We start from the raw sequence: 14569 nt of genomic DNA on the forward strand, positions 1-14569 counted from the left end.
CTTTCGTTCCGCCCCCGCGCCCCATCCCCACACGTGCCTCCGACAAGTACCTGTATGGCAGCTCTTCCCCACGACCCGCGCCTGGACCAGCTCAAGGCCTGGGTGGCCGGACTCGGACCGGCATGGTCCGCCGATCCCGATTCCTGCGTGCCGGCTTCGGCCGATGCCAGCTTCCGGCGCTATTTCCGCGTCCGCACCGGCCATCGCGCGCATCCCACCGCGATCGTGATGGACGCCCCGCCGGCGCACGAGGACTGCCGCCCGTTCATCCACGTGTGCGGGCTGTTCGGCGCCGCCGGCGTGACCGTGCCGACGGTGCTGGCGCAGGACCTGGACCAGGGTTTCCTGCTGCTGGCCGACCTTGGCAGCCAGACCTACCTGTCGAAGCTGGACGATTCCTCCGCGCACGGCCTCTACACCGACGCAGCCGCCGCGCTGGTCCGCATCCAGGCCGCCACGCGCCCCGGCGAACTGCCCGCCTACGACCGCGCGCTGCTGCAGCGCGAACTCGACCTGTTCCCGCAGTGGTACGTGGCCAGGCACCTCGGCGCCACGCTGTCCGAGGCCCAGCAGGCTGACTGGCACGAAGTGACGGAAGCGCTGCTAGCCAACAACCTCGCCCAGCCCCAGGTCTACGTGCACCGCGATTTCCACTCGCGCAACCTGATGGTGCTCGAGGGCACCGCCAACCCGGGCGTGCTGGACTTCCAGGACGCGGTGACCGGCCCGATCACCTACGATGCGGTGTCGCTGTGGCGCGATGCCTATATCGAATGGGATGAGGAGCAGCAGCTGGACTGGCTGATCCGCTACTGGGAGCGCGCGCGCAAGGCCGCGCTGCCGGTCAATTCCGACTTCGGCGAGTTCTACCGCGACTTCGAGTGGATGGGGCTGCAGCGCCATCTCAAGGTGCTGGGCATCTTTGCCCGCCTGTACCACCGCGACGGCAAGGACGGCTACCTCGCCAACCTGCCGCTGGTGATGAAGTACACGCGCCAGGTGGCCGGGCGCTATACCGAACTGCGCAAGCTGATCCGCCTGCTGGACGCGCTCGAAGGCGTGTCCAGCCCGGCTGGCTATACGTTCTGACGCCATGCGCGCCGACGCAACCGGTCCGGACGACAATGCCGTGCCCGCCATCACCGCCGCCGGCGAATGGCTGGCCGGTGCGCGCGCGCTCGCGCCGATGCTGCTGGGCGTGGTGCCGTTCGGGCTGATCTACGGCGTGCTGGCGGTCGGCGCGGGCATGCCCGCCTGGCTCGCCTGCGCCATGAGCGCGATCGTGTTCGGCGGCGCCTCGCAGATGATCCTGACCCAGCTGTGGACCGCCGGCACCCCGGCGGTGGTGATCACGCTGACGGTGGCCATGGTCAACCTGCGCCACGCGCTGTACTCGGCCACCATCGCGCCGACCCTGGCCCACCTGCCGCGGCGCTGGAAGGCGCTGATCGCCTACCTGCTGACCGACGAGGCCTTTGCCGCGATGACGCACCGGCTGGGCGACACCGGCCCGCGCGCCCGCTACCGCCACTGGTATTACTTTGGCGGCGGCTTCGCGCTGTGGGCCAGCTGGCAGCTGTCGACGCTGGCCGGCGTGCTGGTCGGGGCCCAGGTGCCGCGCCACTGGCCGCTGGATTTCTTCCTGCCGCTGACCTTTATCGGCATCATCGTGCCCGGCCTCAAACACCGCTCGCATGTCGCCGCGGCGCTGGCCGCCAGCGCGCTGGCGGTGGCCTGCTACAGCCTGCCGCACAAGCTCGGCCTGATGGTGGCGGCGCTGGGCGGCATCGCCGTCGGCATGCTGGTGCTGGGACGCGGCAACCGCCCCGGGCCCCGTGCCGCCAGCCACGCCGCCGACGGCGGCACTGCCGGCACCGCCGGCAAGGAGGCCGCATGAGCGCGCTGACGCTGCTGTGGGTGTTCCTGGCCGCGGGCCTGGCCACCTTCCTGATCCGCCTGTCGTTCATTGCCGTCGAAGGCCGGGTGCGGCTGCCGTCGTGGTTTCGCACCGCGCTGCAGTTCGTGCCGGCCGCGATGCTGTCGGCGCTGATCGCACCCGACCTGCTGATGCAGCAGGGCGAGCTCGCCCTGACCCCGACCAACGCCAGGCTGGTGGCCGGCGTGGTCGCCATCCTGATTGCCGCACGTACCCGCAGCGTGGGCTGGACCATTGCCGGCGGCATGGCCACGCTGCTTGCCCTGGAGGCCCTGTTCCGATGAAGGTGATGATCTTTGCCGCCGGCCGCGGCGACCGCATGCGTCCGCTGACCGATGCCTGCCCCAAGCCGCTGCTGGCGGTGGGCGGCAAGCCGCTGATCGTCTGGAAGATCGAAGCGCTGGCGCGCGCCGGGCTGCGCGACATCGTCATCAACCACGCCTGGCTGGGCGCGCAGATCGAAGCGGCGCTGGGCGACGGCAGCCGCTTCGGCGTGCGCATCGCCTATTCGGCCGAGGGCGAGGCGCTGGAAACCGCCGGCGGCATCGCCAAGGCCCTGCCGCTGCTGTCGCACGACCCGGTCCGCGGCGAGATCTTCCTGGCGGTGTCCGGCGACATCTTCTGCGACTACGATTTCCGCGCGCTGCTGCCGCGCGCGCAGGCGCTGGCCGGCGCGGCCGCGCCGCACATGCACCTGGTGATGGTGCCGAACCCGCCGTTCCATCCGCGCGGGGATTTCGCGCTGGACGACCACGGCCGGCTCTCGCTCGAGGCCGAGCCGGCCACCGGCGCGCGCCTCACCTTCGGCAATATCGGGCTGTACGACACCCGGCTGTTTACCGATATCGTGCCGGGCACGCGGCTGGCGATGACGCCGATCTACCATGCCGGCATCGCCGCCGGCACCGCCACCGGCGAGCGCTTCGACGGTCGCTGGGAGAACGTCGGCACGCCGGCGCAGCTGACCGAGCTGGACGCGATGCTGTCGGCCGCACCGGGGCGCTAGCGCGCGCGACTTTGGCGCCACTGGCGCAGCGGCGCCGCCAGCGGCGGTAGAATCGGCCTGATCCTCCTTATCAGGCCAGACCAATGTCCGCACCCGACACCGCCCTCCTCGCCGCCTGCCGCGAACGCCGCGCCCGAGTGCTGCAGCACCTGCGCGCCGGCGGCGGCGGCGTGGCGATCCTGCCCACGGCGCCGGAAGCCATGCGCAACCGCGACAGCGACTATCCGTACCGGCACGACAGCTATTTCTATTACCTGAGCGGCTTCACCGAGCCCGAAGCGGTGCTGGTGCTGGTGGCCGGCGCGCCCGGCGAGCCGGCCGAGGCCGACCGCAGCATCCTGTTCTGCCGCCCCAAGCATGAAGAACGCGAGATCTGGGACGGCTTCCGCTTTGGCCCGGAAGGCGCGCGCGCCGCGTTCGGCTTCGACGAAGCGCATTCGGTCGAAGAGATCGACGCCACGCTGCCGCCGCTACTGGCCAACCGCGCGCAGGTGGCCTACCCGCTGGCCGATTCGATCCGCACCGACATGCAGATGCGCCGCTGGCTCGACGCGGTGCGCGTGCAGGGCCGCGCCGGCGTGGCCGCGCCGTCGGTGGCGCTCGACATCCGCACCCTGCTCGACGAAATGCGGCTGTTCAAGGATGCCGGCGAGCTGGCCATCATGCGCCGCGCCGCGGCGATTTCCGCCGGCGCCCATGTGCGCGCGATGCAGGCCACCCGCGCCGGCCTGCGCGAATACCACCTCGAGGCCGAGCTGCTCTATGAATTCCGCCGCCATGGCGCGCAGAGCGTGGCCTACAACTCGATCGTCGCCGCCGGCCCCAACGCCTGCGTGCTGCACTACCGCGCCGGCCCGACCGAACTGAAGGACGGCGACCTGTGCATGATCGACGCCGGCTGCGAGCTCGACGGCTACGCCTCGGACATCACCCGCACCTTCCCGGTCTCGGGCCGCTTCTCGCCGGCACAGCGCGAGCTGTATGACCTGGTGGTGGCCGCGCAGCAGGCCGCCATCGACGAGACCCGCGCCGGCGTGCCCTACAACGTGCCGCATGACGCCGCCGTGCGCGTGCTGGCCCAGGGCATGCTCGACACCGGCCTGCTCGACCGCAACAAGGAAGGCACGCTCGACGACGTGCTGGCCAGCGGCAGCTACCGCCGCTTCTACATGCACCGCACCGGCCACTGGCTCGGCATGGATGTCCATGACGTGGGCGAGTACCGCGTGGCAAGCCACAGCGGCGAGGGCGAGCGGCCGTGGCGGCCGCTGCAGCCCGGCATGGTGCTGACCATCGAGCCCGGCATCTACGTGCGCCCGGCCGAGGACGTGCCCGAGCACTACTGGCATATCGGCATCCGCATCGAGGATGACGCCGTGGTCACCGAGGGCGACTGCGAGCTGATCACGCGCGGCGTGCCGGTGCTGGCCGACGAGATCGAAGCGCTGATGCGCGACCGCGCCAGCGCCGGGGGGCAGCGATGATCAGCTGGCTGCGCAGGATCCTGCCGGGCCAGGGCGGCGCCCGCGACCAGGCCGGCAGGGCCCGGCGACCCGACCCATCCGAACCGTTCATCGTCAACCTGTATGACGACCGCGTGGTGGTGCACCGCCCCGACGGCCAGCGCGAGGAGCTCGCCTGGAACGTGCTCGAGCGCGTGGTGGTGCGGGTGTCCGAGCGCGCGCCCTGGGCCGGCCGGGCCTGGCTGATCCTGATCGGCGCGCCGGACTCGGGCCAGGGCTGCGTGGTGCCGTTCGATGCCGCCAACCATGCCGCGCTGCTGGAGCAGCTGCGTGCGCTGCCGGGCTTCAACCAGCAAAAGCTCGACAATGCGCTGCGCGACGCCGCGGCCGGCAAGTCGCGCTCGGACGCAATCTGCTGGAAGCGCGGCGCCGAAGCCCAGCCCGGAACCGACGCAGACCCTGCAGGAGGCAGCGACCATGCCGGCCCCGCAGCCTGATTTCGACGGCCCGGCCGATATCGCCATCGTCGGCGGCGGCCCGGTCGGGCTGGCGCTGGCCTGCCAGCTGTTGCGCACCACCGGCTGGCGCATCGTGCTGGCAGACGCCGCCACGCCGGCGCGCGCGGCGCGCGACCCGCGCGCGATCGCCTTGTCGCACGGCAGCCGTCAGCTGCTCGAGCAGATCGGCGCATGGCCGGTGCCGGGCAGCCCGATCGAGCATATCCATGTGTCGCAGCGCGGCCGCTTCGGTCATGTCCGCCTGCACCATGACGACTATGGCGTGCCCGCGCTCGGCTACGTGGTGCGCTACGGCGAGCTGTGCAACGTGCTGGAGCGGGCGCTGGCGCAGGCATCGCAGGCGGCCGGCGAAGGCCAGCTGCGGCGGGTCTTCGAAACCCGCATCGAGCGGATCGAGCAGGATCCGGTGCCGCGTGGCGCGGACGTGGCCGACGCCGGCATCGTGCATCTGCAGGGAACTGGCCACGACGGCCAGGCGGCACGGTTTGCCGCGCGCGTGGCGGTCCAGGCCGAGGGCGGGCTGTTCCATGAACAGGCCGCGCACCAGGGCCGCGGCGCACGCACGCGCGACTACCGCCAGACCGCGGTGATCGCCCATGTGGCCTGCTCGCGCCCGCAGCCCGGCTGGGCCTGGGAGCGCTTCACCGAGGAAGGCCCGCTGGCGCTGCTGCCGCACGAGGAACACGGCACGCCCGGCTACGCGCTGGTGTGGTGCTGCCCGCCGGAACGGGCTGCGCGCCGCATCGCGCTGCCGGAGGCGCAGTTTGCCGCGGAGCTGGGCCAGGCCTTCGGCGACCGCATGGGCCAGTTCACGCTCGCGGGCAAGCGCCATGCCTTCCCGCTGGGGCTGAATGCCGCGCCGGTCACGGTCAACGGGCGCGTGGTCGCGGTCGGCAATGCCGCGCAAACGCTGCATCCGGTAGCCGGCCAGGGGCTGAACCTGGGCCTGCGCGATGCGTTTGCGCTGGCCGACTCGCTGCGCGGCGCCTGCAGCCCGCAAGCGCTGCAGGCGTTTGCCGCCCGCCACCGCCTTGACCGCGCCGTCACCATCGGCGTGACCGACCTGCTGCCGCGCGTGTTCGGCGTGGCCTACCCGCTCGCGGCCCATGCCCGCGGCGCGTCGCTGGCGGCACTGGCATGCCTGCCACCGCTGCGGCACGCGCTGGCGCGCCACATGATGTTCGGCATGCGCCGTTAAAACGGTTGGCCGGACGCTGCCAGTGGCGCTTGCGCCACTGGCGATGTGGCATGGCGCCACGGTCCCCGCCGCGCTGCGCCGCGGATGCTCAAATCTTGGGCAACCGCGACCGATTGGCGGTAGAATCCTGCCCTCGCACATGTCCCGATCCACCGCCGGCAGCAATTTCGGCAGGGGCATGTTTTTCCGTTTCGTCTCTGTTTCCTTCCCGCCCCGCACAGACTGTCCCGATCCGTCGCGGCGCATGTCGTGCGGCGACGCCGGGGCCACCGGGACGGGCCACCAGAATCGCCGCTTCACCGCCATAACCGCCACCACCGCCGTGCAGATCGGACCTCACCAACTCCGCAACAACCTGTTTGTCGCCCCGATGGCGGGCGTGACGGACCGGCCCTTCCGCCAGCTGTGCAAGCAGCTGGGCGCGGGCTACGCGGTGTCGGAAATGGTCGCCTCCAACGCGCAGCTGTGGAAGAGCGAGAAGACCATGCGCCGCGCCAACCACGCCGGCGAGGTCGAACCGATCGCCGTGCAGATTGCCGGCGCCGAGCCGTCGATGATGGCCGAGGCGGCGCGCTACAACGTCGACCGCGGCGCGCAGATCATCGACATCAACATGGGCTGCCCGGCCAAGAAGGTGTGCAACGTCGCCGCCGGCTCGGCCCTGCTGCAGAACGAGCCGCTGGTGGTGCGCATCGTCGAGGCGGTGGTCGCCGCGGTCGGCGAGCGCGTGCCGGTGACGCTGAAGATCCGAACCGGCTGGAACCGCGAAAACCGCAATGCGCTGCGCATCGCGCGCATGGTCGAGGACGCCGGCATCAGCATGCTGACCATCCACGGCCGCACCCGCGCCGACCTGTACCACGGCGACGCCGAGTACGAGACTATTGCCGCTGTCAAGGCGGAGCTGTCGATCCCGGTGGTCGCCAACGGCGACATCACCACGCCGCAGAAGGCCAGGCAGGTGCTGGCGCTGACCGGCGCCGACGCGCTCATGATCGGCCGCGCGGCGCAGGGCCGGCCCTGGCTGTTCCGCGAGATCGAGCACTTCCTGAAGACCGGCGAGATGCTGCCGTCGCCGGAAGTGGCCGAGATCCGCGCCATCATGAACGCACACCTGGAAGACCACTACGCCTTCTATGGCGAGTTCACCGGCGTGCGCACCGCGCGCAAGCACATTGCCTGGTACACGCGCGGGCTGCGGGGCGCCAACCTGTTCCGCCACCGCATGAACACGCTGGAAAGCACCGCCGAGCAGCTGGCGGCGGTCAATGCGTTCTTCGACGAGCAGGCGCAGTTCTCGGACCGGCTGGTGTATGTCGACGACGCGGCGCAAGACAAAGACGAAGCGAACAACAACAAAAACGGGGAGTTGCTTGCCGCATGAGCCGCAACGCTATCGACCAGTGCATCCGGGAAAGCCTGGATACGTACTTTCGCGACCTGGACGGCGAAGAGCCGTCGAACATGTACAACATGGTGCTCGAGGCGGTCGAACGGCCGCTGCTGGAAGCCGTGATGGTGCGCGCCGAGCGCAACCAGTCGCTGGCGGCCGCCTACCTGGGCATCAATCGCAATACGCTGCGCAAGAAGCTGCAGCAGCACGGTTTACTTTGAATTTGAAGCGTTTCCCACTGCCATGATCAAGCAAGCCCTACTCTCCGTTTCCGACAAGACCGGCATCGTCGAATTCGCGCGCGAACTGAACGCGCTCGGCGTCACGCTGCTTTCCACCGGCGGCACCGCCAAGCTGCTGGCCGACAGCGGCCTGCCCGTGACGGAGGTGGCCGACTACACCGGCTTCCCGGAAATGCTCGACGGCCGCGTCAAGACGCTGCACCCGAAGGTCCACGGCGGCATCCTGGCGCGCCGCGACCTGCCCGAGCACATGGCCGCGCTGGCCGAGCACAACATCCCCACCATCGACCTGCTGGTGGTGAACCTGTACCCGTTCCAGCAGACCGTGGCCAAGGATGACTGCACGCTGCCGGACGCGATCGAGAACATCGACATCGGCGGCCCGACCATGCTGCGCTCGGCGGCCAAGAACCACCGCGACGTGACCGTGATCGTCGACCCGGCCGACTACGCCGTGGTGCTCGGTGAAATGCGCGCCAACGGCAACAGCGTCGGCTACGACACCAACTTCCGCCTGGCCACCAAGGTGTTCGCGCACACCGCGCAGTACGACGGCGCCATCACCAACTACCTGACCAGCCTCGGCGCCGACAAGTCGCACCAGGCCCGCAGCGCCTACCCGCAAACCCTGAACCTGGCTTTCGACAAGGTGCAGGAAATGCGCTACGGCGAGAACCCGCACCAGTCGGCGGCGTTCTACCGCGACCTGAAGGCGGTCGACGGCGCGCTCGCCAACTATGTGCAGCTGCAGGGCAAGGAGCTGTCGTACAACAACATCGCCGACGCCGATGCCGCGTGGGAGTGCGTAAAGTCGTTCGACGCTGCCGCGGGCGCAGCCTGCGTCATCATCAAGCACGCCAACCCGTGCGGCGTGGCGCTGGGCGCCAGCGCGCTGGAAGCGTATGACAAGGCCTTCAAGACCGACTCGACCTCGGCCTTCGGCGGCATCATCGCCTTCAACGTGGAACTGGACGAAGCCGCCGCGCAGGCGGTGGCCAGGCAGTTCGTCGAGGTGCTGATCGCGCCGTCGTTCAGCGCCGCCGCGCGCGCGGTGTTCGCGGCCAAGCAGAACGTGCGCCTGCTCGAGATCCCGCTGGGCAAGGGCATCAACCAGTTCGACTTCAAGCGCGTTGGCGGCGGCCTGCTGGTGCAGGGCCCGGACGCCAAGAACGTGCAGCCGTCCGAACTGCGCGTGGTGACGCGCCGCCACCCGACGCCGAAGGAAATGGACGACCTGATGTTCGCCTGGCGCGTGGCCAAGTTCGTCAAGTCCAACGCCATCGTGTTCTGCGGCGGCGGCATGACGCTGGGCGTGGGCGCCGGCCAGATGAGCCGCGTCGATTCGGCCCGCATCGCCAGCATCAAGGCGCAGAACGCCGGCCTGACCCTGGCCGGCTCGGCGGTGGCATCGGACGCGTTCTTCCCGTTCCGCGACGGCCTCGACGTGGTGGTCGACGCGGGCGCGACCTGCGTGATCCAGCCGGGCGGCTCGGTGCGCGACGACGAAGTGATCGCCGCCGCAGACGAGCGCGGCATTGCCATGGTGCTGACCGGCACGCGCCACTTCCGCCACTAAGCACGGCACGCTCGCGGTCTTGCGTTGCAAGACCGCCGGCAATCGAAGCGGTTTCGCTCCCATGCGGGCAGCGAGACCGCTTTTTGCTTGGTGCGCCAGCAATGCCGGCACGAACGCCCCGGCAAAAAGCAATACACTAGCACCGGCATCCACCCTACCCACCCAATGCGAATCCTAGGCATCGACCCCGGCCTGCGCACCACCGGCTTCGGCGTGATCGAGAAGCACGGCAACAAGCTTGCCTACGTGGCCTCGGGCACGATCAAGAGCGACGGCAACTCGACCCTGCCGGAACGGCTGAAAACGCTGTACGACGGCATCAGCGAGGTGTCGCGCACCTATGCGCCCGACTGCGCGGCGATCGAGAAAGTCTTCGTCAACGTCAACCCGCAATCCACGCTGCTGCTCGGCCAGGCCCGCGGCGCTGCGATCTGCGGGCTGGTCGGCTATGGCCTGCCGGTGTTCGAATACACCGCGCTGCAGCTCAAGGTGGCGGTGGTCGGCTATGGCCGCGCCAACAAGGCGCAGGTGCAGGAAATGGTGACGCGGCTGCTGATGCTGCCCGGCCAGCCGGGCAGCGACGCCGCCGATGCGCTGGGCGTGGCGATCTGCCATGCCAACGGCGGCGATACCCTGGGCACGCTCGCCGGCCTGGCGCCCGAGCTGGTGCGCAAGGGCATGCGCGTGCGGCGCGGCCGCCTGGTCGGCTGAACACGCCGGCCGCAGTGCTTGCCGCTGCCGCCTCACGCTTGCGCGTCTTTTACAATCGGGGCTTGGTCCCACCTCAGGAACGCTGCATGCCTAGCCAGTCCCGACTGCGCGCGCCGCGCCCGCGCGCCAGCCTTGCCCGTGTTGTTGCCGCCTGCCGCCGCTGGCTGTTGCCGACCGTTGCCGCCGCGACGTGCGCGGTGCTGGCCGCAGGCTGCGCCACCGCGCCGCGCCCCAAGCGCGCCGCAGCGCCGGCTGCGCCGGCGCCGGCGCCGGCCGCGAGTGCTCCTGCCGCGGTGGCGGCGCCGCCGTCCAAGCCGCTGGTGATCGCGCACCGCGGTGCCAGCGCGCTGCGCCCGGAACATACGCTGGCCGCCTACGCCAGGGCGATCGAGGATGGTGCCGACGCGATCGAGCCCGACCTCGTCATGACCCGCGACGGCGTGCTGGTGGCGCGCCACGAGAACGACATCACCGGCACCACCAACGTCGCCGAACTGCCGCAGTTCGCCGAGCGCAAGCGCACCAAGGTGATCGACGGCGAGCGCCTGACCGGCTGGTTCACCGAGGACTTCACGCTGGCCGAGCTGAAGACGCTGCGCGCGCGCGAGCGCATTCCGCGCCTGCGCCCGGCCAATGCACGGTTGAACGACCAGTTCGAAGTACCGACCTTCGACGAGATCGTGCGCCTGGCCGAGCAGGCCGCGCTGCGCACCGGCAAACCCGTCGGCATCTATGCCGAGCTGAAGCACCCCAGCTACTTCCGCGGCATCGGCCTGCCGCTCGAGGACAAGCTCGCCGCGGCGGTGCGGGCGCAGCCGTACCTGCGCAATGCGCCGGTGTTCATCCAGTGTTTCGAGAGCGGCAGCCTGCGCACGCTGCGGCGCACGCTGGGCAACGGCTTGCCCAACGTCAGGCTGGTCCAGCTGATCGGCAACCCGCGCAAGGGCCCGGCCGACTGGAAGCTGGCCGGCGACGGCCGCACCTATGGCGACATGCTGAGTACGACCGGCCTGCGCGAAGTCGCGGCCTACGCCGACGGCATCGGCCCCGAGAAAAGCAGCGTGGTGCCCCGCGATGCGCAGGGTGCGCTGGGCGCGCCGACCGCGGTGGTGCAGCAGGCCCATGCCGCCGGCCTGTTCGTGCATCCGTACACCTTCCGCCCGGAAAACAGCTTCCTGCCCAAGGCGCTGCAGAGCGGCGGCGACGAGGCCACGCGCAGCCCGGCCGGCATGGAGCGCGAGGTGCAGGCCTTCGTCGCGGCCGGCATCGACGGCTTCTTCACCGACGACCCGGCGCTGGGCCGGCGCGCCGTCGATACACCGGCACGCTGAGCCGGCCGGGCGGCCGCCGCGCTACACTGGCGGCCGCCTCTTTCCTGACCTCCTGTTTTTTCCCGCACCATGATCGGACGCATCGCCGGCACCCTTATCGAGAAGAATCCCCCGCACCTGCTGGTCGACTGCCACGGCGTCGGCTACGAGGTCGACGTGCCGATGAGCACCTTCTACAACCTGCCGGCGGTGGGCCAGCCGGTGACCCTGCTGACGCAGCTGATCGTGCGCGAGGATGCGCACCTGCTGTACGGCTTCGGCAGCGCGGCCGAGCGCAACACCTTTCGCGAGCTGATCAAGATCACCGGCATCGGCGCGCGCATGGCGCTGGCGGTGCTGTCGGGCATGTCCGTGCCCGAGCTGGCGCAGGCGATCACGCTGCAGGAAGCCGGGCGCCTGACGCGCATCCCCGGCATCGGCAAGAAGACCGCCGAGCGCCTGCTGCTGGAGCTCAAGGGCAAGCTGGGCGCGGAACTGGGCCACGCGCCCGGCGCGCCGGCGGTGCCCGACAGTGCCGTCGACGTGCTCAATGCGCTGCTGGCGCTGGGCTACTCGGAAAAAGAAGCCGCTGCCGCGATCAAGCAGGTGCCGGCAGGCACCGGGGTGTCCGAGGGCATCAAGCTGGCGCTGAAGGCGCTGTCTAAGGGTTGAGCTTCGGATTGGCGCGTAGAATGGCGCTTTGTTGCCGCAGTCCGGGCCCCTGACCACCATGATCGAAACAGACAAGCTTGCCGCTCCCTCCCGCGTGATCGCCGCCACCCCCGCCTCGTCGCAGGAGGAGGCGTTCGAGCGCGCACTGCGGCCCAAGCTGCTGGACGAGTATGTCGGCCAGGAAAAGGTGCGCGGCCAGCTGGACATCTTCATGCATGCGGCGCGCAAGCGCCGCGAGGCGCTCGACCACGTGCTGCTGTTCGGCCCGCCCGGGCTGGGCAAGACCACGCTGGCCCACATCATCGCGCGCGAGATGGGGGTCAACCTGCGCCAGACCTCCGGTCCGGTGCTGGAGCGACCCGGCGACCTCGCCGCGCTGCTGACCAACCTCGAAGCCAACGACGTCCTCTTCATCGACGAGATCCACCGGCTCTCGCCGGTGGTCGAGGAAATCCTGTACCCGGCGCTCGAGGACTACCAGATCGACATCATGATCGGCGAGGGCCCAGCGGCGCGCTCGGTCAAGCTGGACCTGCAGCCGTTCACGCTGGTGGGCGCGACCACGCGCGCCGGCATGCTGACCAACCCGCTGCGCGACCGCTTCGGCATCGTCGCGCGGCTGGAGTTCTACACCGCCGAGGAGCTGGCCCGCATCGTCAGCCGCTCGGCCCAGCTGCTGCATGCCCGCATCGATCCGCAAGGCGCGCTGGAAATCGCCCGGCGCGCGCGCGGCACGCCCCGCATCGCCAACCGGCTGCTGCGCCGCGTGCGCGACTATGCCGAGGTCAAGGGCGACGGCACCATCACGCGCGAGATGGCGGATGCCGCACTGGCCATGCTCGACGTCGACCGCGTCGGCTTCGACCTGATGGACCGCAAGCTGCTCGAGGCGGTGCTGCACAAGTTTGGCGGCGGCCCGGTCGGCGTGGACAACCTCGCCGCCGCGATCGGCGAAGAGCGCGACACCATCGAGGACGTGCTCGAACCCTACCTGATCCAGCAGGGCTACCTGCAGCGCACCCCGCGCGGGCGCGTCGCCACCGCGGCGGCCTACCGGCATTTCGGCCTGGCCAGCCCGCAAGGCATGGCCGGCGAAGGCGGCGAACTGTTCGGCGACGCCTGAACCGGTGCCCAGGCGAGGTGTGCCATGGCGCACACGTCGCGCTCAATTAAATGTTTTAAATTCGCGCCCCAAATTTTTTCGAAGTGGATTGCTGGCCGGTGGCCGATTGTCCACAATGGCTTCATCGGCACCTGCCCGGGGCCATGACGGCTGTGTCCGCCGGGGCACGGCGCCTTTGCAAACCTGTCAAGGAAAGCCATGATCCGCCAGTGTTCCAGCCTGCTAGCCGCACTTCTCGCCGTGGCCGCGTTCAGCGCCGGCAGTGCCAACGCCCAGCGCCCGCCGGCGCCCGTCGGCGTGGCCGAAGAAGCGGTCATCAGCGGCAAGATCGTCGATATCGATCCAGAAACCAAGGCGGTGCTGGTGCAGGGCCCGCGCGGCAACGTGGTCGAGCTGGTGGGCGGCGACGAGGTCCGCAATTTCGGCCAGATCCGCAAGGGCGACATCCTGACCGTGGCGCGCGGCGCCGCGCTGGTCGCGGCGCTGGAGCCGGTCGACAGCAAGGCGACGGCACTGGCCGAATCGGTCGACCGCACCACGCGCGCGGCCGAGGGCGGCAAGCCCGGCATCATGCGCGAGATCACCACCACGGTGACCGCCCAGATCACCAAGGTCGACCCGGCCAAGCGCCTGCTCACCTTCCGCGGCCCGCGCGAGACGCTGCGCACGGTCAAGGTCCAGGACCCCGCCATCGATCTGAATGGCATCAAGCAAGGCCAGATGGCCAAGATCGTCTACCGTGAAGTCGTGGCCATTACGGTCAGGGCGCCAGCGGCAGCCGCAGCAAACTGAGCCACTGAATCAGGCGCGGTACTTTTCCCATCAGGAGGTTACCTATGAATCGTCGCCACTTTGTTACCCGGGTTGCCGGATCGGGCCTGCTCGTTGCGACCGCGATGGCCGCGGGCTGTACCACCACCGGCACCGGGGCGTCCAAAGACCCGGTCGCCAAGAAGCAAGAGATCGATGCGGGCGTCGATGGCGCGCTGAACCGGCTGTACTCCTCGGCCAACGGCTCCCGCGAGCTTGCCCAGCGCGCGCAGGGCATCCTGGTGTTCCCGCGCGTACTGGCAGGCGGCTTTATCGTAGGCGCCGAATACGGCGAAGGCGCGTTGCGATCGAAGGGCGCGACGGTCGGCTACTACAGCACGACGCAGGCCTCGGTCGGGCTGACCGCCGGCGGGCAGTCCAAGGCCGTCATCATCATGTTCATGACGCCGGAGGCTTACAACAAGTTCGTATCCAGCAAGGGCTGGACCGCGGGTGCGGATGCCAACGTGGCGGTGGCGAAGATCGGCGCGGACGGCAGGCTCGACACGCTGACCAGCCAGCAGCCGGTGATCGCCTTCGTGCAGACCAACGCCGGCCTGATGTTCGACGTCTCGGTGAACGGGTCCAAGATCAGCAAGCTGGATATCTGA

Annotated in this window: 16 protein-coding genes; all 16 read left to right on the forward strand. The window is 69.8% G+C overall.

The features are described from left to right. Positions 1-54: 54 nt before the first annotated feature. The 16 genes from U9J39_RS09860 (at position 55) to U9J39_RS09935 (ending at position 14569) form a co-directional block, all read left to right on the forward strand. On the forward strand, positions 55-1089 hold the full coding sequence (locus tag U9J39_RS09860; RefSeq protein WP_115708210.1) for an aminoglycoside phosphotransferase family protein: 1035 nt from the start codon (positions 55-57) through the stop codon (positions 1087-1089). 4 nt (positions 1090-1093) lie between these two features. Beyond that, entirely contained in the window at positions 1094-1897 is an 804-nt protein-coding gene (locus U9J39_RS09865; RefSeq protein WP_116312158.1) for an AzlC family ABC transporter permease, read from the forward strand. Beyond that, complete coding sequence (locus tag U9J39_RS09870) at positions 1894-2220, forward strand: AzlD domain-containing protein (RefSeq protein ID WP_012351792.1); 327 nt, start codon at positions 1894-1896, stop codon at positions 2218-2220. Before U9J39_RS09865 ends, U9J39_RS09870 begins: the two co-directional genes overlap by 4 nt. After that, positions 2217-2942: an N-acetylmuramate alpha-1-phosphate uridylyltransferase MurU gene (gene murU / locus U9J39_RS09875; RefSeq protein WP_115679406.1), complete on the forward strand. Its 726-nt coding sequence runs from the start codon at positions 2217-2219 to the stop codon at positions 2940-2942. The genes U9J39_RS09870 and murU overlap by 4 nt, the downstream gene beginning before the upstream one ends. Positions 2943-3025: 83 nt before the next feature. Then, positions 3026-4426, forward strand: a complete 1401-nt coding sequence (locus U9J39_RS09880; protein ID WP_326346986.1) for an aminopeptidase P N-terminal domain-containing protein — start codon at positions 3026-3028, stop codon at positions 4424-4426. Next, positions 4423-4902: a hypothetical protein gene (locus tag U9J39_RS09885; RefSeq protein ID WP_326346987.1), complete on the forward strand. Its 480-nt coding sequence runs from the start codon at positions 4423-4425 to the stop codon at positions 4900-4902. Before U9J39_RS09880 ends, U9J39_RS09885 begins: the two co-directional genes overlap by 4 nt. Next, on the forward strand, positions 4883-6121 hold the full coding sequence (locus tag U9J39_RS09890) for a UbiH/UbiF/VisC/COQ6 family ubiquinone biosynthesis hydroxylase (RefSeq protein ID WP_326346988.1): 1239 nt from the start codon (positions 4883-4885) through the stop codon (positions 6119-6121). The genes U9J39_RS09885 and U9J39_RS09890 overlap by 20 nt, the downstream gene beginning before the upstream one ends. A 322-nt stretch (positions 6122-6443) precedes the next feature. Further along, positions 6444-7505 carry a tRNA dihydrouridine synthase DusB gene (gene dusB / locus U9J39_RS09895; RefSeq protein ID WP_115711549.1) on the forward strand — a complete coding sequence of 354 codons (1062 nt, stop codon included), beginning with the start codon at positions 6444-6446 and terminating at the stop codon, positions 7503-7505. Then, the gene (locus U9J39_RS09900; RefSeq protein WP_010813887.1) at positions 7502-7735 is read left to right on the forward strand and encodes a Fis family transcriptional regulator; all 234 of its coding nucleotides are present in this window, start codon (positions 7502-7504) and stop codon (positions 7733-7735) included. Before dusB ends, U9J39_RS09900 begins: the two co-directional genes overlap by 4 nt. 22 nt (positions 7736-7757) lie before the next feature. After that, positions 7758-9332: a bifunctional phosphoribosylaminoimidazolecarboxamide formyltransferase/IMP cyclohydrolase gene (gene purH, locus U9J39_RS09905; RefSeq protein WP_116312154.1), complete on the forward strand. Its 1575-nt coding sequence runs from the start codon at positions 7758-7760 to the stop codon at positions 9330-9332. A 165-nt stretch (positions 9333-9497) separates the two neighbouring features. After that, positions 9498-10043, forward strand: a complete 546-nt coding sequence (gene ruvC / locus U9J39_RS09910; RefSeq protein ID WP_115663009.1) for a crossover junction endodeoxyribonuclease RuvC — start codon at positions 9498-9500, stop codon at positions 10041-10043. Between the two features lie 86 nt (positions 10044-10129). Then, positions 10130-11374 (forward strand): glycerophosphodiester phosphodiesterase, encoded by a 1245-nt coding sequence (locus tag U9J39_RS09915; protein WP_115708200.1) that lies wholly within the window; start codon positions 10130-10132, stop codon positions 11372-11374. A 69-nt stretch (positions 11375-11443) separates the two neighbouring features. Then, a complete protein-coding gene (ruvA, locus tag U9J39_RS09920) occupies positions 11444-12025 on the forward strand; it encodes a Holliday junction branch migration protein RuvA (protein WP_018008807.1) in 582 nt (193 codons plus the stop codon). Between the two features lie 58 nt (positions 12026-12083). Continuing rightward, positions 12084-13148, forward strand: a complete 1065-nt coding sequence (gene ruvB, locus U9J39_RS09925; protein ID WP_115679399.1) for a Holliday junction branch migration DNA helicase RuvB — start codon at positions 12084-12086, stop codon at positions 13146-13148. 198 nt (positions 13149-13346) lie between these two features. Next, positions 13347-13940, forward strand: a complete 594-nt coding sequence (locus U9J39_RS09930; RefSeq protein ID WP_115679398.1) for a hypothetical protein — start codon at positions 13347-13349, stop codon at positions 13938-13940. Positions 13941-13984: 44 nt separating this feature from the next. Beyond that, positions 13985-14569 (forward strand): BPSL1445 family SYLF domain-containing lipoprotein, encoded by a 585-nt coding sequence (locus U9J39_RS09935; RefSeq protein ID WP_115705914.1) that lies wholly within the window; start codon positions 13985-13987, stop codon positions 14567-14569.

Origin of the sequence: Cupriavidus sp. SS-3, from assembly GCF_035818815.1 — a bacterium.
Classification (GTDB): Bacteria; Pseudomonadota; Gammaproteobacteria; order Burkholderiales; family Burkholderiaceae; genus Cupriavidus; species Cupriavidus taiwanensis_C.